This is a genomic window from Streptomyces sp. NPDC088817, from assembly GCF_044750345.1.
Taxonomy (GTDB): Bacteria; Actinomycetota; Actinomycetes; order Streptomycetales; family Streptomycetaceae; genus Streptomyces.
This window is the reverse complement of record NZ_JBIVJN010000020.1, coordinates 1-19399: the sequence shown is the minus strand read 5'-3', so window position 1 is coordinate 19399 and position 19399 is coordinate 1. Positions and strand designations below refer to the sequence as shown.

Genomic DNA, 19399 nt, shown 5'->3' with positions numbered 1-19399 from the left:
GCTCATGAACTCCGCAACGGTAAGAAACCTCCTGGTGCGGGGCATGCTCGCCGGCCTCGCCGCCGGTGTGCTCGCCCTCGTAGTCGCCTACTTCCTCGGTGAGCCGCTCGTCGACAAGGCGATCGGCTTCGAGGAGGCGCACGCCCACTCGCACGACGAGATGGAAGTCGTCTCCCGCTCCGTCCAGTCCACCGCGGGCCTGGCCACCGGCATCCTCGTCTACGGGGTCGCCTTCGGCGGTATCGCCGCGCTCGCCTTCTGCTTCGCGCTGGGCCGCGTCGGCCGCTTCTCCCCGCGGGCGACCGCGCTGCTGCTGTCCGGCTGCGCGCTGCTGGCCGTGTACGTCGTGCCGTTCCTCAAGTACCCTGCCAATCCGCCCGCGATCGGTGACGAGGACACCATCGGCAAGCGGACGACCCTGTACTTCCTGATGATGCTGCTCAGCATCCTCCTCGCGATCGCCGCCACCATCCTGGGCAAGCGCCTCGCGCCCGCGCTGGGCACGTGGTACGCGACGATGGCCGCGGTGGCCGCCTTCGCCGTGGTGATCGGGCTGGCGTACGCCTTGCTGCCCGTCATCAACGAGGTGCCGTCGGACTTCCCGGCCACCGTGCTGTGGCGGTTCCGGCTCTCCGCGCTGGCCATCCAGGCCGTCCTGTGGGGCGGGTTCGGGCTGGTCTTCGGCGAGCTGGCCGAGCGGATGCTGAACCCCCGCCCCGCGACGGCCGCGTCCGGGCAGGCGGTACCGGCCGCGCACTGAGCCCCTCGGCATCCTTCAGCGCGTACGACAGGGCCCCCGGAATCGTCCGGGGGCCCTGTCGCGTTCGGTCAGGGCGCCGCCAACGGCTGTCCGAGCCGCAGGTTCCAGCGGCCGGCCCGTCCGCTGAGTTCCGTGGCCGTCAACGGCGGTACGTCCAGCCGCCAGAAGCCGGCCAGGGGCAGGTCCAGGACATGGACGGCGGCGGCCCGTACGACCTCCGGCTCGACCACGGCGAGGGTACGGCCGTCGGTGTCCCGCGTGGTGTCCAGCAGGCGTCCGACCCGTTCGCACACGTCCCGCACCGACTCCCCGCCGTGCGGCGCGCAGTCGGGGTCGGCGAGCCAGCGGCCCACCGCCTCCGGCTCGGTGGCCATCACCTCCTCCAGGGTCCGGCCCCGCCAGCGGCCCGCGTCCAGACCCGCCAACTCGGCCGTCTCCACGCCGTCGAGGCCGAGCGCCGAGGCCGTCTCCCGGCAGCGCACACTCGGGGACAGGAGCACGCGGGCGGCCGAAGGCAGCGACCCGGCCGCCGAACGAGCCTGGGTGGCACCGCTGTTGTCGAGCGAGTCGCCGTCGTCGAACCGGGCCTGCCGCAGCGACGGGCTCGTCGCGGGCGAGATGAGCGTGATACGCCTGGTCAACGTCACTCCTACCGTGCGGTGTCGACGGACGTACCCGCGGCGCGCAGTGCCTCGACCTCGTCGGGCGGCGCGGATTCGTCGGTGACGAGGGTGTGCAGCCGCGCGACCGGGGCGACGAAGGCGTGTGCCGTCCGGGAGAGTTTGCTGCCGTCGGCCACGGCGAGCACGCGCCGGGCGGATTCGATCGCCGCCCGCTTCACCGCCGCGTCGTCCAAGTCGTAGGCGGTCAGGCCCTGTTGCGCGTTGAGGCCGCAGCAGCCGACGACGGCGGTGTCGAAGCGCAGGGCCGCCAGCGAGGACAGGGTCAGGGGGCCGGTGAGGGCACCCTCGCCCGGCCGGGGCCGCCCGCCGGGCACGAGGAGGGTGGTCTGCCCGGGGCTGTCGGCGAGCACGTTGACGGCCTGGAGCGACAGCGGCATCACGGTCACCCGCCGGCCGCGCAGTGCCCTGGCGACCTCCAGGCACGTGGTGCCGCTGTCGAGGACGACCGTCTCCCCGTCGGCGATCAGGGCGGCCGCCTCCGCGCCGATGCGCTCCTTGGCCCGTGTGCCCTCCTGCGCGCGCAGGGTGAAGGGGGGCTCCTCGCCGCGCAGCAGCAGGGTCCGGGCGCCGCCCCGGAAACGCTCCAGCACGCCTTGGGCCGCCAGGGTCTCCAGATCGCGGCGTACGGTCATCTCCGAGGCACCGGTCAGCTCGGCCAGCCGGCCGACACCGAGGCTGCCCGCCTCCCGTACCGCGTCCGTGATCTGCCTCAGGCGGTCCATGTTCCCCATGGCCGTGATTGAACACCATGCGACAGTAAACAGGAATGCTGTGAGAAAGAGTGCCTTTCAAACAAGCAGAATGTTCGATACGTTCGTATCCATGGAGCGATCCCTTCGTGTCGCGCGGCTGGCGACCTTCACCTACTTCATCCTCAACGGGACCCTGCTGGGGATGTGGATCGTGCAGATCCCGCCCATCGAGCACCGCGTCGGCGTCAGTCACGCCGTCCTCGGCGGCTTCCTGCTCCTGCTCGGGGCGGGCGCCTTCGTGGGGATGCAGCTCGCGGGTCCGGTCGCCGACCGCCTCGGCACCCGGATCGTCGTGCCCGCCTCGGGTGTGCTGTGCAGCGCCGCCCTGGTGCTGCCCGGACTGGCCTCCCAACCGTGGATGCTCGCCGCCGCCCTGATCGTGCTCGGGTTCGGCAACGGCTGTCTGGACGTGAGTATGAACGCCCATGCCGTCCAGGTCGAGAAGGCGTACGCACGCCCGGTGATGTCGGCGTTCCACGCCACGTTCTCCGTCGGCGGCGTGCTGGCCGCCCTCGCCGGGGCCGCCGTCGCGAGCGCGGGCTGGACCCCCGGGGCGACGCTCGGCACGGCCGCCGCGCTGGGCGTGGTGGTGTCCGTGTGCGCGGCCCCCGGTCTGCTGCCCTCCGCCGCGTCCACTGCCGCGGGGCCGGCCGCGGACGCCGAGGGCGAGTCCGGGGCCGGGTCCGGCGGGCCGGCCGAGCAGGCGGGCCGCGCGGGCACCCGTATCTGGATCCTGGCCGTCCTCGCGCTGATGGTCATGCTGTGCGAGGGGGTCGCCAACGACTGGAGCGTGCTGCACCTGCGGACCGTCCTCGGCGCCTCCGAGAGCACCGCGGCCTTCGCCTACGGCGCGTTCGCCGCGATGATGACCGTCGGCCGACTGCTCGCCGACCGCATCTCGGCCCGCTTCGGCCCCGCCGCGATCCTGCGGTACGGCGCCTCGGTCGCCGCCGTCGGCATGGCTGCCGCTGCCCTGTCGCCGTGGACCCCGCTCGCCCTGGCCGGCTGGGGGCTGTTCGGCGCCGGGCTCTCCGGCTGCGTTCCCCAGCTCTTCAGCGCCGCCGGTCACGCCGACGCCGACGCGGCCGGCGCCAACGTCTCCAAGGTCGCCGGACTCGGCTACCTGGGCATGCTCGCGGGACCGGCCGTCATCGGCTGGCTCACCCGCCTGGTCCCGCTGAACCTGACCTTCTTCCTGCCCGTGGCCTGCTGCGTCGTCGCGGCGGCGACGGCCGGGGTGCTGCGGTCGCAAAGGACCGCGGCCGCGGTCGCGGGCGGAGTCCTTGTCCCCGAGGCGGGGCCGTCGGCCGCGTCATCCCTCCGGGGTGGGCAGGGTGGCGCCGAGGGTCGAGGCGCGGGCCACTAGTGCGGGGCGCAGCCGCCGGGAGCGGCCCTGCTTGCCGTTCAGCATGGCGACCAGGGTCGTCGCCGCCACCTCGCCCATCCGGTACATCGGGGAACTCACGGAGGTCAGGGACACCGGGAGGGCCGCCGCCAGGGGTACGTCGTTGTAGCCGACGATCGCCACGTCCCGGCCGACCGTGAGCCCCGCGTCGCGGACCGCCGCCATCACGCCGATCGCCGCGAAGTCGTTGACCGCGAAGACGGCGGTGGGCCGCGGCCGCAGAGCGAGCAGCCGCTCGGCCGCCGCCCGGCCGCCCGGCACGTCGAAGCGGGACGGTACGACGTGGCTCCCCGGTACCGGCAGGCCCGCCTCGGCGAAGGCGTCGACAAAGCCCTGGGTGCGCTCCGCGCCCGTGCTGGCGTAGGGCTCGCCGGCCACCACCGCGACCCTCCGGTGGCCGAGTTCCAGCAGGTGCTCCGCGGCCAGTCGCCCGCCGAGGAAGTCGTCGGTGGTCACGGAGATCCGGCCCGGCAGCCTGCGGGACACCAGCACCAGGGGGACGCGCCGGCGGGCCAGTTCGGCGACGAGGTCGGTGTCGGAGCGGGCGTCGCCGAGCACCAGGCCGTCGACGCGCCGGGCGAGCAGGGCGTCGGCCCGCCGCCTTTGCAGCTCCGGGTCGTCGGCGGTGTTGGCGACCACGGTGTGGTACCCGGCCGCCGCCGCGGCCGCGTCGATGCCCTCGTAGACGGTGGCGAGCACGATGTCGGTCAGCCTCGGGACGAGCACGCCCAGCATCCTGGAGCGGCCGGTGCGCAGCGCCGCCCCGGCCGGGTCCCGCTGGTAGCCGAGTTCCTCGGCGAGCGCCCGGATCACCGTGGCGGTGTCGGCGGCCACCCCGCTGCGTACGTTCTCGTCCGGGCTCAGTGCCCGTGACACCGTGGAGACGTGGACCCCCGCCTGCCGGGCTATCCGCGCGAGTGTGACCGGGACACGACCGGTGTCCGCACCGGCCCCCGCCCGCGCTCCCTGCCGATCCACGCTGGCTGCCCCTCTTCTCGTTTCGTCCGGGTTCTTCTCGGTGTTCCTCGACGGTTCCCGGGTCTCGCCGGGCTCCTTCCGGAACCCCCAGGTGCCCCCGCGTCGCGCCCTTGAGCTTCGCACATCCCCGAACCGTCCGGCCAGACAAGTGTGCGGCAACCCATTGACCCGCCGCAATCGTTTGCATAGCCTCTCCGCAATCGATTGCGGAGAGAGGGTCCATGCGTCGTATCCAGGTCGTGGCAACCGGCGGCACCATCGCGAGCCGGTCCGGGGCGGAGGGCCGCCGGGCGACCGTGCTCGCGGAGGAACTGGTCGCCTCGGTCGGTGCGTTGCCGGAAGGCGCGGAGGTGAGCGTGCGTGACGTGGTCACCCGGGGCAGCTACGCCTTCGACACCGCCGACCTGCTGGCGCTGGCCCGCGAGGTGCGCGGCGCACTGCGCGACGGCGCCGACGGGGTGGTGATGACCCACGGCACCGACACCATGGAGGAGACCGCCTTCCTGCTCGACCTGGCGTTCGACGAGGCGCGGCCGATCGTGCTGACCGGCGCGCAGCGCCCGTTCGACGACCGTGCCGCCGACGGTCCGGGCAACCTGGGCGACGCCCTCGCCGTGGCCGCCGACGACGCCGCCCGCGGGCACGGCCCGCTGCTGGTCTTCGACGGCTTCGCCTTCCCCGCCCGCGGGGTGCGCAAGAGCGACACCATGTCGGCGCACGCCTTCACGGCACCCGGCCGCGGTCCCGCGCTGCGCGTGGTGGGCCGGCGCGTGGTCCCGCTGTGGCAGCCGGCGCCCAGTCCGCGACTGCCCCTCGACCTCGACCTGCCCCGGCTGCCCCGGGTGGACGTGGTCCCGGCGTACCCCGGCGCGGACGGACTGTTCGTCCGGGCGAGCCTGGACGCGGGCGCGGCGGGGGTCGTGGTGGCGGCGGTCGGCGCGGGCAACGCCGGGCCGGAGCTGGTGGAGGCGGTCGCCGAGGCCGTGGCGGCGGGCCACCCGGTGCTCATCTGCTCACGGGTGCACTCCGGCCCGGTCGAACCCCTCTACGCGGGCGGCGGAGCCGAACTGCGACGGGTCGGCGCGATCTTCGCCGACGATCTCAGCCCCTGGCAGGCCCGGCTGCTGCTGGCCGCCGCGAGCACGGTACCCGGACGGTCGTCGGCCGCACTGGTCCGCGCCTGGCTCGCCGGACGGGACCCGTCGTCCGAGACCGGCTGCTCCTGACCGCTTCCCGACCGCCGGACTCCCGGCTTCCGGCCCTGACTCCCCGTCCCGTCCCCACTCCCCGATCCGTCCCGACCCCCCCGTCCCGACTCCCTGACCCGTCCCGGCTCCCCGATCCGTCACGACCCCCGGCCGGACTTCCTTCGACTTCCTGACCCGTCCCGATCCCCCCACAGCAACCCACCCCATCAAGAGCCCACCCACAGCAACCCCATCAAGAGCAAGGAGATGTCGATGACCAAGGAAATCCTCGTCGGCTTCGGTGTGGACGTAGACGCCGTCGGCGGATGGCTCGGCTCCTACGGGGGCGAGGACTCGCCCGACGACATCTCCCGCGGGCTGTTCGCGGGCGAGGTCGGTGTGCCGCGCCTGCTGGAGCTGTTCCGGCGCCGCGGCCTGACCCAGACGTTCTTCTGGCCCGGCCACTCCGTCGAGACCTTCCCGGAGGAGTTCGACGCCTGTGTCGCCGCCGGCCACGAGATCGGCGTGCACGGCTACAGCCACGAGAACCCGATCGCCATGAGCCGCGAGCAGGAGGCCGCGGTCCTGGACCGCTGCATCGAGCTGATCGAGACCCGCTCCGGCCGCCGCCCGACCGGCTACGTGGCCCCCTGGTGGGAGTTCAGCCCGGTCACCAACGAACTCCTCCTCGAACGCGGGATCAAGTACGACCACTCGCTGATGCACCGGGACTTCGAGCCGTACTACGTGCGGGTCGGCGACTCCTGGACGAAGATCGACTACAGTCGGCCGGCCGAGGACTGGATGAAGCCGCTGGTGCGCGGCCGGGAGACGGACCTCATCGAGATCCCGGCGAACTGGTACCTCGACGACCTGCCTCCGATGATGTTCATCAAGGCCAGCCCGAACAGCCACGGCTTCGTCAACCCCCGTGACATCGAGCAGATGTGGCGCGACCAGTTCGACTGGGTGCACCGGGAGATGGACCACGCCGCCTTCACCATGACCATCCACCCGGACGTGGCCGGCCGCCCGCAGGTGCTGCTGATGCTGGAGCGGCTGATCGACCACATCAACTCCCACGAAGGCGTCCGCTGGGTGACCTTCGACCAGATCGCGGACGACTTCGCCGCCCGCAACCCGCGTCAGAAGGGCGACAGCAGATGACCACCGCGCAGGGGCAGCAGACCGTCCACGAAAGAGACTGGCCGCGCGGCGGCGCGCCCTCCGACGAGGTCCTCTTCAAGGGCCCCCCGACCCTCAGCCGGCGCACCATCACGACCACCACCGTGGTCTGCTTCCTGGCCTGGGTCTTCTCGGTCTACGACTTCGTGCTCTTCGGCACCCTGCTGCCGAAGATATCCGAGACGTTCGGCTGGAGCACCGGACAGGCCACGGCCATCGCGACCGGCGTCACGGTCGGCACCTTCGTCGTCTCGCTGATGGTCGGGCCGATGCTGGACCGGTGGGGGCGCAAGCCGAGCCTGATCGTCACCACGGCGGGGGCGGCGCTGTCCTCCGGCTTCACCGCCCTGGTCGGCGGCGCCGCCTCGCTGATCGGGGTCCGGGCCATCTCGGGCCTCGGCTACTCCGAAGAGGTCGTCAACAGCGTCTACCTCAACGAGATGTACGGCAAGAGCCGGCGGCGCGGCTTCATGTTCAGCCTGGTGCAGAGCGGCTGGCCGGTCGGCGCGCTGCTCGCGTCGGCGTTCGCCGCCGTACTGCTGCCGGTGATGAGCTGGCGCTGGATCTTCCTCCTCGCCACCTTCCCGGTGGTGGTCATCGTCGTCGCCGGGGCCAGGCTTCGTGAGTCGCCCTCCTTCGTCGCCCTGAAGCGGACGCGGGAGCTGCGCAAGGACGGGCGCGAGGCCGACGCGGCCCGGCTGGCGGAGCTCTACAGCCTCGACATCACCCGGGACGACGAGTCCGGTCTGCGTCAGCTCTTCGCCCCGGACCTGCGCCGCCACACCCTGTGCCTGTCCGGAGCGTGGCTGTTCAACTGGATGGGCATCCAGGTCTTCTCGGTGCTGGGCACCACGATCCTCACCGACGGCAAGGGCGTCTCGTTCTCCAGCGCGCTGGTCGTGCTGATCCTGGCCAACCTGGCCGGTTTCCTCGGCTACCTCTTCCACGGGTACCTCGGTGACCGGATCGGCCGACGGACGACCATCATCGTCGGCTGGAGCATCGGCGGCATCGTGATGACGGCGATGCTCTTCGGGCCGAACAGCAGCGCGTACGTCATCCCGATGTACGCCCTGGGGCTCTTCTTCCTCCTCGGCCCGTACTCCGCCATGGTGTTCTACATGGGCGAGTCGTTCCCGGCCCGGGTCAGGGGGATCGGCTCCAACACCGCCCACGTGATGGGCCCGGTGGGCGCGATCATCGGCTCGGCGCTGCTCAGCGCCGTCATCGGGCTCGGTGCGAGCGCCACCATGGCCGCGTTCCTCGCGGGCGCCCTGGGGATGTTCGTCTCCGGCGTCCTGATGCTCGGCGCCCGCAACGTCAGCCAGGACGCGGACGAGGAGTCCGCCCCCGCGGCCGCGGTGCCCGCCGCCTGAGCAGCCCCTCCTCCCTTCCCCTCCCTGTTCCGGTGCGTGGCGGCCCGCACCCGCCACGCACCGGGACCCCATGAAAGGCAGGACATGTCCTCCCACGAGCACACCGCACCCGCCCGCGACGACGGGCTGGCCGGGAAGGTGGCCGTCATCACCGGCGGCGCGAGCGGCATCGGCCGCGCCCTGGCCGTGGCGTACGCGCGCGCCGGGGCCGACAGCGTCGTCGGCTTCTACCCCAAGGACCCGCACAGCGCGGAGGAGACCGTACGGCTGGTCGAGGCCGCCGGCGGCCGATGCACCGCGGTCGCGGTCGACGTCCGGGACAGCGGGCAGGTCGACGCCCTGGCCCGATCCGCCGTGGAGACGTACGGACGGCTGGACATCGCCGTAGCCGGAGCCGGGGTGCTGCGCCGGGCGGCCCTGGCCGAACTCGACGACGACGCCTGGAACGACATGCTCTCGGTCGATCTGACCGGCGTGCTGCGCACCTTCCGCTCCGCCGCCGCGGTGATGACCGGCCCCGGTGCCATGGTGGCGGTCTCCTCCATCGCCGGCGGGGTCTACGGCTGGGACGACCACGCGCACTACGCCGCCGCCAAGAGCGGGGTGCTGGGGCTGTGCCGGTCGCTGGCGACCGAGCTCGCCCCGCGCGGCATCCGCGTCAACACCGTCATCCCCGGGCTGATCGAGACCCCGCAGTCGCTCGACGAGACCAACTCGCTGGGCCGCGCGGGTCTGGAGCGGGCCGGCCGGAGCATCCCGGCGGGCCGGGTGGGCCACGCCGACGAGGTCGCCCGTGCGATCCGCTTCCTGACCAGCGACGACGCCGCGTACATCACCGGCCAGGAACTGATCGTGGACGGCGGTCTGACGGTCCGGTGGCCGGAGTGAGGACGGAGCGGCGGCAGCACACGGAACAGCGCGGAAAGGTGAACGGCATGGGAGTCCTCCAGGACCAGGTCGCCCTGGTGACCGGCGCGGCGAGCGGCATCGGCACGGCGATCGCCGACGCCTACGCGACCGAGGGCGCGCGGCTCTTCCTGGCCGACCGCGACGCCGACCGGCTCGCCGCCCTCGCCGAGCGCTACGCCCGGCAGGGCACGGAGACGGCCACCGCGGTCGTCGACGTGGCCGACGCGGAGCAGACCCGGCACATGGTGGAGAGCTGTGTGGCCGGACTGGGCGCCCCCGACATCCTGGTCAACTCCGCGGGGATCCTCACCGAGGTCCCGCTGGTCGAGATGGACGTCGAGACCTGGGACGAGATGATCGCGATCGATCTGCGCAGCGTCTTCCTGTGCTGCCGCTGGACGGTCCCGCACATGGTCGCCCGCGGCAGCGGCCGGGTCGTCAACATCGCCAGCCAGCTGGGCATCAAGGGGGGCGAGGGCCTGGTGCACTACTCGGCGGCGAAGGCCGGCGTCATCGGACTGACCAAGGCCCTCGCCCGTGAGGTCGCCCCGCACGGGGTGCTGGTCAACGCGATAGCCCCGGGCCCGGTGTTCACCCCGCTGGTGGAGGGGATCAGCGAGGACTGGAAGCAGGCCAAGCAGGCCGAGCTGCCCCTCGGCCGGTTCGGGGTCCCGGCGGAGGTCGCCCCCACGGCCGTGCTGCTGGCCAGTGATCCGGGCGGCAACCTCTACGTGGGGCAGACGCTTGGACCCAACAGCGGCGACATCATGCCCTGACGTTCCGACAGGAGGGAGTCTCGATGTGCGGAGCCTGCGGCGCGGGCCGTTCCGTACCGCGCTGGGAGGACGTCCTGGCCCCGCCCGGCCGTTCGGTCCTGGCCGCCCGCGCGGCGCGGACCGAACGGCTCCTGGGGCCCGGACCGGGACTGCGGGTGCGGGCCTGGCTGTCCGCCGGATACCTGCTCGGCGACCGGGTCGGCCGTACCGTGCACGCGGCGGACCTGGACACGCTGTGGCGTGCGGCCGCCGAGCGCGGCGCACGGCCGGCGGGCTGGCGGCCGCTGCGGGGCCCGGCCGCCACCGTGCCCGTCGAGGTGCCCGGCGGCTGGGACCCGGCCACGGTCGCGGTGTGGTGCGCCGCCGTGGCCAGGACCGAACCGGACGTCTCGCTGGAGGTCACCCTGCCCGACCCCGGCGGGGCGCGCACCGTGCTGGTGGAGATCGGGTCGGGCGCCGTACGGGCCAGGGTCCTGGAGGCCGCCCCGGACGGTCCGGAGCGCGGGGGCGTGATCCTGGTCGGCGGAGCCGGTGCGGCCGGTGCGGCCCGGCACCTGGCGGAGTGTCATCAGGCGGTGCGCACGTCTGCGGACGGGCGGTAGTGGGCCGGGCCGACGGCCGTCGAAACTTTCGAAGGTGTCGGCCTGCCAGTTGATCTAGCGCTTGGAGACCTCGTCGAAAGCGCTGGAATGATTCCGGCCTCAATGGCTCTGAGCAGGGACAACATACTTCCTCCGGTCTTCCGTGCTGAGCGAACGTTTCGAAATTCTGACCGAAACTGTTGACACCCGTCGGGCCCGGCTCAACACTTCACACCGCTGCGTCACCTCCTGGCAGCCGGCCGTTCCGCGAGGTCCTGTCGTGCTGCCCGCCCCCACCACCTTCACGAGGAGGAAGCACGGACATGAACACGCTCGTCGGGACGACCGGCCGCGGACGCGGTCGCTTCACGTGGTTCATCAGGAGTCTCTGCGCCGCCGCTCTGGTTGTCATGGCCGCGATGACTTTGCCGGGCACCGCCAGCGCCGACACGGTCATCACCTCGAACCAGACCGGCACCAACAACGGCTACTACTACTCGTTCTGGACCGACGGCGGCGGCTCGGTCTCCATGAACCTCGCCTCCGGCGGCGGCTACAGCACCCAGTGGAGCAACGTCGGCAACTTCGTGGCCGGCAAGGGCTGGGCCACCGGCGGCCGCAAGGCGGTCAACTACTCGGGCAGCTTCAACCCGTCCGGCAACGCCTACCTGGCCCTCTACGGGTGGACGACCAACCCGCTCGTGGAGTACTACGTCGTCGACAACTGGGGCACCTACCGGCCCACCGGAACGTTCATGGGCACCGTCACCAGCGACGGCGGCACCTACGACATCTACAAGACGACGCGGGTCAACGCCCCCTCCATCGAGGGCACTCGGACCTTCGACCAGTACTGGAGCGTCCGTCAGTCGAAGAAGACCGGTGGAACCATCACCACCGGCAACCACTTCGACGCCTGGGCCGGCAAGGGAATGAAGCTGGGCAGCTTCAACTACATGATCCTCGCGACCGAGGGCTACCAGAGCAGCGGCAACTCCAACGTGACCGTGAGCGACGGCGGTTCCGGCGGTGGCGGCACCGGTGGCGGCGGCACGGGCGGTGGCGGTGGTGGCACCGGTGGGTGCACCGCGACGCTGTCGGCGGGTCAGCAGTGGAGCGACCGCTACAACCTGAACGTGTCGGTGAGCGGTTCGAGCAACTGGACGGTGACGATGAACGTCCCGTCGCCCGAGAAGATCATCGCGACCTGGAACATCACCGCCAGCTATCCCAGTTCGCAGGTACTGGTCGCCAAACCCAACGGCAACGGCAACAACTGGGGCGTGACCGTCCAGACCAACGGCACCTGGACCTGGCCCACGGTCTCCTGCAGCGCGAGCTGACCCGGCCGACACCGAAGACCTCTTCAGAAAGGTCCCAAGCCGTATGAGTACCAGACCACTCGCGTCACTGCGGTCCCTGGTCGCGGGACTGGCCGTCGCGGCGCTCGCCGTGGCCGGCTCCCTCACCGTCGAGGCCGCTCCGTCGTACGCCGCCACCTGCAACGGCTACGTCGGGCTCACCTTCGACGACGGGCCGTCCAACGACCACACCCCGGCCCTGCTCAACGCGCTGAAGCAGAACGGGCTGCGGGCCACGATGTTCAACGAGGGCCAGTACGCGGCCTCCTACCCGGCCCAGGTGCGGGCCCAGGTGGACGCCGGCATGTGGGTGGGCAACCACAGCTACACCCACCCGCACCTGATCCAGCAGAGCCAGTCGCAGATCGACTCGGAACTCTCCCGGACCCAGCAGGCCATCGCCGCCGCGGGCGGCGGTACGCCGAAGCTGTTCCGGCCGCCCTACGGCGAGACCAACTCCACGCTGAAGTCGGTCGAGGCCAAGTACGGCCTGACCGAGATCATCTGGGACGTCGACTCGCAGGACTGGAACGGAGCGAGCACCGACGCGATCGTGCAGGCCGTCTCCCGGCTGGGCAACGGCCAGATCATCCTCATGCACGAGTGGCCCGCCAACACGCTCGCGGCGATCCCGCGGATCGCCCAGACGCTGGCCTCCAAGGGCCTGTGCTCCGGCATGATCTCCCCGCAGACGGGCCGCGCCGTGGCCCCCGACGGAGGCGGCTCCGGCGGTGGCGGCGGCGGTGGTGGTGGCGGTGGCACCGGTGGGTGCACCGCGACGCTGTCGGCGGGGCAGCAGTGGAGCGACCGCTACAACCTGAACGTGTCGGTGAGCGGTTCGAGCAACTGGACGGTGACGATGAACGTTCCGTCGCCGGAGAAGATCACCGCGACCTGGAACATCAGCGCGAGTTACCCGAGTTCGCAGGTGCTGGTGGCGAAGCCCAACGGCAACGGCAACAACTGGGGTGTGACGATCCAGACCAACGGCACCTGGACCTGGCCGACGGTCTCCTGCAGTACCAGTTAGTCGTCCGGCGGCGCGGCGGGACCACGGCCGCCGCGCCATCGGCGGTTCGCGGAGAGCGCGAGCGCGCGCGGGGGCCACCGGAAGCGGACCCCCGCGCGCTCAACCCTTCTTCGGCGCGGTCGACTTCGACGCTGTTTGCTTTGGCGCCGTCGACTTCGGTGCCGTCAGTGAGATGTCCTGGCTCGACAGCGTCTGCGGGATGGCCGTGAACGCGCGCAGACGGATGCGGACACCGCGCCGGGGGACGGTGTACCTGCCGCCGGGAGCCCGCAGTTCGAGGCGGACGGTGGAGTGACCGGGGATCGTGGCCGGACCCTTCGCCAGGGACCAGAACTTGCCCGAGCCCTGCCCCGTGGTGAGCATGAAGTGGGGCGTGAGGGGATCGCCGCCGGTGTTGGTGACCTGGAGGCTCAGCAGGGAGACATGCCGGGCCGAGGGCCGCTGCACCCCCGTGACCCGCATGGCCAGCGGCGGCCTGCCCGTCACCGCCAGGGCCGCGCTGAGCAGCGCGGGTACGACCAGGAGCCCGACCGCCGCGATCCGGGCCGGGCGCCGGTGCGGCCCCGACAGCGGGCGCGGCCGGGGCTGCCAGGCCCGCGCGAACTCCGAGGGCGGCGCCGTGACCACGGCCGCGAGCCACAGCGGGGTCATCATCAGGTAGTAGCCGTCCTGGGAGCGCGTCGCCAGGAAGAAGGCGCACCAGGGCAGCACGGTCGCCGCCGGGCCGAGCCGCCGCACGAAGAGCACGAACAGGGCCAGCAGGGCCGCGGCGAGGAGCACACTCGCGTGCGAGTACCAGTCGAGGCGGTCGCTGCCGTCGGTGAAGTACAGGGAGACGTCCATCAGGCCCTGTCCGTGCAGCACCGCGCCCTGGGTCAGCGGCAGCGCGACGCCGCTCAGCCAGTCGCCCGGCTCGTGCACGATGAAGTACGCGTTGACCAGCAGCCATACGGTGACGGCGGTCCCGAGCACCCGGAGCAGCACCGACAGGGCCTGCCGGTGGCCGAGTTCGCCGCGGCGCACCGCGTAGAGCCCGGCCAGCAGGAACGGGGTCACGAACCAGGGGAGTTGCTGCGCCGCGCACGCCGCGCCCAGACACGCGGCCCGGGCCAGGCCGGCCGCGCCGAGCCGCCCGCCCTGGCCGATCCGGGGCCAGCGCACCACCACCGGGATCAGCAGCGCCAGGGCGAGTATCGCCGGATAGCCGAGGCGCCCGTAGGTCGGCAGGAAGCCGAAGCCCAGGCACACCATGGTGGCCGCCGGACGCCACCGCAGCGGCAGCATCCGCCACAGGAGGACCGCGCCGGTGATCAGCGCGCCGGTGGCCACCGCCGTCGCGGGGGCGCCGCCGTGCCCGAGCCACAGCAGGGGCGCGGTCAGCAGCACCGCCAGCGGGGGGTAGCCGTAGGTGTAGTCGTAGCCGCCGTACACGGTGGGGGTGAGCGCCACGCGGCCGTGGAAGAGCCAGGGCCAGGGCTGCCCGTACACCGGGTGCCCGGCGACCAGTTCCCTCGCCGCCTGGGTGGTGAGGACGGCCTCGTCGCCGCCCGCGTGGTTCAGGACCCAGGTGCACAGGGCGAGCGTCACCGCGGTCAGCAGCACGCACAGGTCCACGCGGGCCAGGGACCGCGTCCGGCGTACCACCAGGGCCAGTACCCCGCAGATCAGGATCGAGGCGTAGCACAGGGAGATGACGCCGGCGACGGGGAGCAGCCGGGACGCGGCCTGCGTCCACACCGCCCGGGTGCCGATGAAGAGGCTGACGACGGCCAGCAGGGTCAGGACGCGATGCCATTGGGCCGGTGGTTCCGGGGCGGACACCGCCGACAGTGTCCGCCGACCGGGTGCCACCAGCTGTTGTTCTGCCAAGTGCACGACATGCGAACGTAATCGGATCCGGTGAGCGGCGCGTGGCGAGGGGTGAAGAGTCCGGTGTGAACGCGGTAAGAAGCCTCTTTACGGCAGGAAACGGTCAGACTGTGTGCCGTCGGCGATCCATATGGGTTGAGAAGATGCCTCTTTCGGACACTCTCGCCACCTCCTGTCGCGCACCGTGTCGCTGTTGGGCCGAAAGGGTGACGTGACGTAAGAATTGGCTGGTGCAGGTGAGGGTAGTGAGTCAGGGCAGGGGGCGCCGATGAACAGGCGCGACGTCACCGATGAGCAGTGGGAGGGGCTCGCCCAGGTCGTCCCGCTGCGCGGCCGCGACGCCTGGCCGTCCGCGGTGGACCACCGGGTGCCACCGGAGGCGACGACGGAGGCGCGCCGCCGCTTCGTCGTCCTGCGGGTCAATGTGTTCGCGGACGCCCGGGACGTCGCCGAGACGTTGATGGCGGGCGTCCCGGTGCTCCTCGACCTCACCGGTGCCGAGGGTGAGGTCGCCAAGCGGGTCCTGGACTTCAGTACCGGTGTGGTCTTCGGGCTGAGCAGTGGGATGCATCGCGTCGACCGCAATGTCTTCCTGCTCACGCCGCCCGGCACCGAGGTGAGCGGACTCATGCCGGGCGCGGCGGCCCCGGGCCGGTGAGTCCCGGTTCCGCGCCGGTGGTACACCTGGTGCCGTGACTGAGGAATCCGAGCATCCGGATCTGGCCGGGTTGCAGCGGCGGCTGGCGGAGTTCGCCGCGGCGCGCGACTGGCAGCCGTACCACACACCGAAGAACCTGGTCGCCGCCCTGAGCGTGGAGGCGTCCGAACTGGTCGAGATCTTCCAGTGGATGACGCCGGAGGAGTCGGCCGGCGTCATGGCCGACCCGGGCGCGGCGCACCGCGTACGTGACGAGATCGCGGACGTCCTCGCGTACCTGCTGCAACTGTGCGAGGTGCTCGGGGTCGATCCGCTGGCGGCACTGGCGGCGAAGATCGACCGGAACGAGCGGCGGTTCCCGGTGCCGGGCGAGGCGCGCGAGTCCGGGGAATCCGGGGAATCCGGGGGAGCGGAGGGCTCAGTGGAGTGAAGAAGGAGGGAAGCCCACCCTCCGCCGTCACTCTCCGAATTCGTTCATCCGACCGAAACCGTTTTGTTGTCCGCAGATTTCCGTCTTCCTCTGGCTTTTCGCCCCAGGCGCCTTCACTTTGGGTAGTGAACAAAGGTGTTCGGGCGGACGTGCGAACAGCACGTCGGGACAGACAGGGGCAGCGCATGGACGCGGTGCGGCTCATCCTGGCGAGCAGACGTGCCCTGGCGGGCAGCGGCGAGGCCCCCGCCATCCTGACCGAGGTGTGGCAGGCGCAGGCCCTGGCGCAGGCGATCGGCAGCCGCCTCGCCGTCTCGGGACCGCCCGAACTACGGGGCGAGGCACTGGGGTTGACCGAGCTGGCCGGCCGCGGCTGTGGCGTACTCGGCGCGCCCGACCTCGATCCGGCGGACCTGCTGGCGGCCCGGCTCACCGAACTGGACGACGCCCGGCAGGCGTTGCTGAACCTGGACGTCCTGCTCGGCGAGACCGGCATCGCGCTCGTCGGCGTCGCCAGCTCGGCCGCCGACGAGGCCATGTACTGGCAGTGCATGGAGGCGATCGACGCGGCGGACGAGTCCCGCGACCGGGTCCGCGAGATGGTGCGGAAACTGGCCGCGCGGGAGGAGGCGCCGCCGGAGCGTGAGGCGATTTCACCCGACCGGGGGCGGGAGGGCGGCGGGCCCCGGTGAGGCCCCCGCGCCGGCCGGACGGCCGGCGTGCAGGATGGGGGCATGGATCTCCGCATCTTCACCGAGCCCCAGCAGGGGGCGACCTACGACACCTTGCTCACCGTGGCGAAGGCCACGGAGGATCTCGGGTTCGACGCCTTCTTCCGCTCCGACCACTTCCTCCACATGGGCGACGTGGACGGCCTGCCCGGGCCGACCGACGCCTGGATCACCCTGGCCGGACTCGCCCGCGAGACCAAGCGCATCCGGCTCGGCACCCTGATGACCGCCGCCACCTTCCGGCTGCCCGGCGTGCTCGCCGTCCAGGTCGCCCAGGTGGACCGGATGTCCGGCGGCCGGGTCGAACTGGGCCTGGGCGCGGGCTGGTTCGAGGAGGAGCACAAGGCGTACGGCATCCCCTTCCCGAAGGAGAAGTTCGGCCGCCTGGAGGAGCAGCTGGCCATCGTCACCGGGATGTGGGCGACGGAGGCCGGCAAGACCTTCGACTTCCGCGGGACGTACTACGAGCTCACCGGGTCGCCCGCGCTGCCGAAGCCCGCGCAGGCGAAGGTCCCGGTGCTCGTCGGCGGGCTCGGAGCGACCCGCACGCCGCGGCTCGCCGCCCAGTACGCCGACGAGTTCAACGTCCCGTTCGCCTCCGTCGAGGACAGCGAACGGCAGTTCGGCCGGGTCCGGGCCGCCGCGGAGGCGGCCGGCCGCGGCGCCGACGACCTGACGTACTCCAACGCCCTCGTCGTCTGCGTCGGCCGGGACGACCAGGAGGTCGCCCGCCGCGCCGCCGCGATCGGCCGTGAGGTCGACGAACTGAAGGCCAACGGACTGGCGGGCTCCCCGGCCGAGGTCGTCGACAGGATCGGCCACTACGCCGCGATCGGCGCCGGCCGGATCTACCTTCAGATCCTCGACCTGTCCGACCTCGACCACCTGGAACTGATCTCCGGCCAGGTGCAGTCGCAGCTGTCCTAGGCGCCGTGGCGGTCAGGGCATGCCGTGGGTCACGCCCACGGCATGCCCTCCCGCAGGCATACCGCCGAGGCGCTCAGCGCCGCCTCGTGCAGCGCGGTGAGGGTCCGCGCACCGGCGACGAGCCGTGCGCCGGGCAGATCGGCCGGGGCGAACCAGCCGTGCCGGTCGTGCTCGGCGCTGAGCCGCACGGCCGTGTCCGCGCCGCCGGGCAGAGTGCCGCCGTAGAAGAAGCAGTCCAGGACCGGGCCGGTGCCCAGCACGTCCACGCGGTGGTCCACGCCGATCAGCCGTGGCACCGGCTCGAGTTCGAGACCCGTCTCCTCGCGCATCTCCCGCCGGGCCGCGGTCCAGGGGTCCTCGCCGTGGTCCAGCATCCCGCCGGGCAGCCACCAACGGCCCGCCCCCGGCTGCCCGGAGCCGTAGCGCAGGAGCAGGACGCGGCCCTCGCCGTCCAGCACCACCACACACGCGGCGAGGAGCGCCTGCGGCTGCGTCCTCACCCATTCCTCCCGCGGCATCCACTCCACCACTGATCGCCTCCCGGACGCTCTCGGCCGGCACCCCCGCCGCCGCGGTCTCGGCCCGGCCGCGCCGGTACCGGCTGTTTTTCCACTGCCTCCTGACAACGACGCTCAGGCCAGGGGGAAGTGGGCGGCGAATATTGGAAGGCACAGGTCCGGCCCCTGTGCGAAGGTGAGGACGTCGTCCTGCCGGGCCCCCGGGATCACCGTCCTCGGGGGCTCCGGCATACCCGGCACCACAGCCGTCCGTCCAGCCGGAGAGGCCCTCCGCATGTTCCTGACCATCACCACCATCGGCACGCCCGAACACCCGGCGACCGACCTCGGTTTCCTGCTGCACAAGCACCCGGGCAGGGCGCAGGCGTTCTCCACCTCCTACGGCACCGCGCACGTCCTCTACCCCGAGGCGGACGATCTGCGCTGCACGGCGGCGCTGCTCCTGGAGGTCGACACGGTGGCCCTGGTCCGGCGCGGCAAGGCCAAGGGACGCGGCGGCGCCCCCGACGCGACGCTCGCCCAGTACGTCAACGACCGCCCCTACGCGGCCTCTTCGCTGCTCGCGGTGGCGCTGAGCGCCGTCTTCTCCAGCGCCCTGCACGGGGTGTGCCGGGCACGGCCCGAACTCCCGGACCGGCCACGTCCGTTGCGCATCGAGATACCGGCGCTGCCCGCCCGCGGCGGCCCCGCCCTCGTGCAGCGCCTGTTCGCACCGCTCGGCTGGACGGTCTCCGCCGAACCGGTGCCGCTGGACCCGGAGTTCCCCGAGTGGGGCGACTCGCGGTACGTGCGGCTCGTGCTGGAGTCGGAGGCGATCACCCTCGCCCAGGCGCTGCGCCACCTCTACGTCCTGCTCCCCGTCCTCGACGACGCCAAGCACTACTGGGTCGCACCCGACGAGGTCGACAAGCTGCTCCGGGCGGGCGAGGGCTGGCTGCCCGCGCACCCGGAGCAGAAGCTCATCACCAGCCGCTACCTCTCCCGCCGCTGGTCCCTGACCCGGGAGGCGATGGAGCGCCTGGAGCTGCTGCGGCTGGCCGAGGCCGACGACAGCGGCGTCGAGGAGCTCGACAACGCCGTGGAGGCGGAGACCGAGACCGAGGAGAAGCCGACTCCGCTGGCCGTGCGGCGACGGGACGCGATCGTCGCCGCGCTGCACGAGCACGGGGCCGCCCGGGTCCTCGACCCCGGCTGCGGACAGGGCCAGTTGGTGCAGGCGCTGCTGCGGGACGCGCGGTTCACGGAGATCGTCGGCGTCGACGTGTCGGTACGGGCGCTCACCA

Annotated in this window: 20 protein-coding genes; 15 read left to right on the top strand and 5 right to left on the bottom strand. The window is 72.2% G+C overall.

Annotated features, from left to right (window positions below):
• Window positions 1–4: 4 nt before the first annotated feature.
• Complete coding sequence (locus tag ACIP4X_RS30230; RefSeq protein WP_358734977.1) at window positions 5–760, top strand: CbtA family protein; 756 nt, start codon at window positions 5–7, stop codon at window positions 758–760.
• A gap of 68 nt (window positions 761–828) precedes the next feature.
• Here the strand turns inward: ACIP4X_RS30230 and ACIP4X_RS30225 are convergent, their stop codons facing one another.
• Both ACIP4X_RS30225 and ACIP4X_RS30220 read right to left on the bottom strand, forming a co-directional pair.
• A complete protein-coding gene (locus ACIP4X_RS30225; protein ID WP_391457253.1) occupies window positions 829–1401 on the bottom strand; it encodes a histidine phosphatase family protein in 573 nt (190 codons plus the stop codon).
• Between the two features lie 8 nt (window positions 1402–1409).
• Window positions 1410–2174 carry a DeoR/GlpR family DNA-binding transcription regulator gene (locus ACIP4X_RS30220; RefSeq protein ID WP_358734980.1) on the bottom strand — a complete coding sequence of 255 codons (765 nt, stop codon included), beginning with the start codon at window positions 2172–2174 and terminating at the stop codon, window positions 1410–1412.
• A gap of 91 nt (window positions 2175–2265) precedes the next feature.
• Between ACIP4X_RS30220 and ACIP4X_RS30215 the strand changes: the two genes are divergently transcribed.
• Entirely contained in the window at window positions 2266–3561 is a 1296-nt protein-coding gene (locus ACIP4X_RS30215) for an MFS transporter (protein ID WP_401351419.1), read from the top strand.
• Here the strand turns inward: ACIP4X_RS30215 and ACIP4X_RS30210 are convergent.
• On the bottom strand, window positions 3508–4578 hold the full coding sequence (locus ACIP4X_RS30210) for a LacI family DNA-binding transcriptional regulator (RefSeq protein WP_401351417.1): 1071 nt from the start codon (window positions 4576–4578) through the stop codon (window positions 3508–3510). The two genes, ACIP4X_RS30215 and ACIP4X_RS30210, sit on opposite strands and share 54 nt — an antisense overlap.
• Window positions 4579–4799: 221 nt before the next feature.
• Here ACIP4X_RS30210 and ACIP4X_RS30205 point away from each other — a divergent pair, with 221 nt between their 5' ends.
• The 8 genes from ACIP4X_RS30205 (at window position 4800) to ACIP4X_RS30170 (ending at window position 12983) form a co-directional block, all read left to right on the top strand.
• Complete coding sequence (locus tag ACIP4X_RS30205) at window positions 4800–5804, top strand: asparaginase (protein ID WP_358734985.1); 1005 nt, start codon at window positions 4800–4802, stop codon at window positions 5802–5804.
• A 234-nt stretch (window positions 5805–6038) separates the two neighbouring features.
• The gene (locus ACIP4X_RS30200) at window positions 6039–6932 is read left to right on the top strand and encodes a polysaccharide deacetylase (RefSeq protein WP_326804520.1); all 894 of its coding nucleotides are present in this window, start codon (window positions 6039–6041) and stop codon (window positions 6930–6932) included.
• A complete protein-coding gene (locus ACIP4X_RS30195) occupies window positions 6929–8326 on the top strand; it encodes an MFS transporter (RefSeq protein WP_358734987.1) in 1398 nt (465 codons plus the stop codon). The genes ACIP4X_RS30200 and ACIP4X_RS30195 overlap by 4 nt, the downstream gene beginning before the upstream one ends.
• Before the next feature lie 84 nt (window positions 8327–8410).
• On the top strand, window positions 8411–9214 hold the full coding sequence (locus tag ACIP4X_RS30190; protein WP_401351414.1) for an SDR family NAD(P)-dependent oxidoreductase: 804 nt from the start codon (window positions 8411–8413) through the stop codon (window positions 9212–9214).
• Window positions 9215–9261: 47 nt separating this feature from the next.
• The gene (locus ACIP4X_RS30185) at window positions 9262–10011 is read left to right on the top strand and encodes an SDR family NAD(P)-dependent oxidoreductase (RefSeq protein WP_401351412.1); all 750 of its coding nucleotides are present in this window, start codon (window positions 9262–9264) and stop codon (window positions 10009–10011) included.
• Between the two features lie 23 nt (window positions 10012–10034).
• Complete coding sequence (locus tag ACIP4X_RS30180) at window positions 10035–10613, top strand: hypothetical protein (RefSeq protein ID WP_358734992.1); 579 nt, start codon at window positions 10035–10037, stop codon at window positions 10611–10613.
• A gap of 302 nt (window positions 10614–10915) precedes the next feature.
• Window positions 10916–11935 carry a glycoside hydrolase family 11 protein gene (locus tag ACIP4X_RS30175; RefSeq protein WP_358734994.1) on the top strand — a complete coding sequence of 340 codons (1020 nt, stop codon included), beginning with the start codon at window positions 10916–10918 and terminating at the stop codon, window positions 11933–11935.
• Window positions 11936–11978: 43 nt separating this feature from the next.
• Window positions 11979–12983: a polysaccharide deacetylase family protein gene (locus ACIP4X_RS30170; protein ID WP_401351410.1), complete on the top strand. Its 1005-nt coding sequence runs from the start codon at window positions 11979–11981 to the stop codon at window positions 12981–12983.
• 99 nt (window positions 12984–13082) lie between these two features.
• Here ACIP4X_RS30170 and ACIP4X_RS30165 read toward each other — a convergent pair whose 3' ends face one another.
• Window positions 13083–14804: a hypothetical protein gene (locus ACIP4X_RS30165; protein WP_401351408.1), complete on the bottom strand. Its 1722-nt coding sequence runs from the start codon at window positions 14802–14804 to the stop codon at window positions 13083–13085.
• 316 nt (window positions 14805–15120) lie between these two features.
• On the opposite strand from ACIP4X_RS30165, the gene ACIP4X_RS30160 reads away from it, so the two are divergent.
• The 4 genes from ACIP4X_RS30160 to ACIP4X_RS30145 all read left to right on the top strand — a co-directional run bounded on the left by ACIP4X_RS30160 (window position 15121) and on the right by ACIP4X_RS30145 (window position 17598).
• Entirely contained in the window at window positions 15121–15510 is a 390-nt protein-coding gene (locus ACIP4X_RS30160) for a cell division protein SepF (protein ID WP_358735000.1), read from the top strand.
• A gap of 34 nt (window positions 15511–15544) precedes the next feature.
• Complete coding sequence (locus ACIP4X_RS30155) at window positions 15545–15940, top strand: MazG-like family protein (protein ID WP_391457237.1); 396 nt, start codon at window positions 15545–15547, stop codon at window positions 15938–15940.
• Window positions 15941–16125: 185 nt separating this feature from the next.
• Window positions 16126–16632: a DUF6099 family protein gene (locus tag ACIP4X_RS30150; protein ID WP_358735124.1), complete on the top strand. Its 507-nt coding sequence runs from the start codon at window positions 16126–16128 to the stop codon at window positions 16630–16632.
• A 42-nt stretch (window positions 16633–16674) separates the two neighbouring features.
• Entirely contained in the window at window positions 16675–17598 is a 924-nt protein-coding gene (locus ACIP4X_RS30145; protein ID WP_391457236.1) for a TIGR03560 family F420-dependent LLM class oxidoreductase, read from the top strand.
• Between the two features lie 29 nt (window positions 17599–17627).
• Here the strand turns inward: ACIP4X_RS30145 and ACIP4X_RS30140 are convergent, their stop codons facing one another.
• Entirely contained in the window at window positions 17628–18098 is a 471-nt protein-coding gene (locus ACIP4X_RS30140; RefSeq protein ID WP_391457234.1) for an NUDIX domain-containing protein, read from the bottom strand.
• 292 nt (window positions 18099–18390) lie between these two features.
• On the opposite strand from ACIP4X_RS30140, the gene ACIP4X_RS30135 reads away from it, so the two are divergent.
• The coding region (locus ACIP4X_RS30135) for a 3' terminal RNA ribose 2'-O-methyltransferase Hen1 (protein ID WP_401351405.1) at window positions 18391–19399 on the top strand (1009 nt) is incomplete at its 3' end.

What these genes read in the sequence shown, in the direction of transcription:
- ACIP4X_RS30230 (WP_358734977.1), top strand. Translation starts at nt 5, where the DNA reads ATGAACTCCGCAACGGTAAGAAACCTCCTGGTGCGGGGCATGCTCGCC.
- ACIP4X_RS30220 (WP_358734980.1), bottom strand. Translation starts at nt 2,174, where the DNA reads ATGGGGAACATGGACCGCCTGAGGCAGATCACGGACGCGGTACGGGAG.
- ACIP4X_RS30215 (WP_401351419.1), top strand. Translation starts at nt 2,266, where the DNA reads ATGGAGCGATCCCTTCGTGTCGCGCGGCTGGCGACCTTCACCTACTTC.
- ACIP4X_RS30205 (WP_358734985.1), top strand. Translation starts at nt 4,800, where the DNA reads ATGCGTCGTATCCAGGTCGTGGCAACCGGCGGCACCATCGCGAGCCGG.
- ACIP4X_RS30200 (WP_326804520.1), top strand. Translation starts at nt 6,039, where the DNA reads ATGACCAAGGAAATCCTCGTCGGCTTCGGTGTGGACGTAGACGCCGTC.
- ACIP4X_RS30195 (WP_358734987.1), top strand. Translation starts at nt 6,929, where the DNA reads ATGACCACCGCGCAGGGGCAGCAGACCGTCCACGAAAGAGACTGGCCG.
- ACIP4X_RS30190 (WP_401351414.1), top strand. Translation starts at nt 8,411, where the DNA reads ATGTCCTCCCACGAGCACACCGCACCCGCCCGCGACGACGGGCTGGCC.
- ACIP4X_RS30185 (WP_401351412.1), top strand. Translation starts at nt 9,262, where the DNA reads ATGGGAGTCCTCCAGGACCAGGTCGCCCTGGTGACCGGCGCGGCGAGC.
- ACIP4X_RS30180 (WP_358734992.1), top strand. Translation starts at nt 10,035, where the DNA reads ATGTGCGGAGCCTGCGGCGCGGGCCGTTCCGTACCGCGCTGGGAGGAC.
- ACIP4X_RS30175 (WP_358734994.1), top strand. Translation starts at nt 10,916, where the DNA reads ATGAACACGCTCGTCGGGACGACCGGCCGCGGACGCGGTCGCTTCACG.
- ACIP4X_RS30170 (WP_401351410.1), top strand. Translation starts at nt 11,979, where the DNA reads ATGAGTACCAGACCACTCGCGTCACTGCGGTCCCTGGTCGCGGGACTG.
- ACIP4X_RS30160 (WP_358735000.1), top strand. Translation starts at nt 15,121, where the DNA reads ATGAACAGGCGCGACGTCACCGATGAGCAGTGGGAGGGGCTCGCCCAG.
- ACIP4X_RS30150 (WP_358735124.1), top strand. Translation starts at nt 16,126, where the DNA reads ATGGACGCGGTGCGGCTCATCCTGGCGAGCAGACGTGCCCTGGCGGGC.
- ACIP4X_RS30145 (WP_391457236.1), top strand. Translation starts at nt 16,675, where the DNA reads ATGGATCTCCGCATCTTCACCGAGCCCCAGCAGGGGGCGACCTACGAC.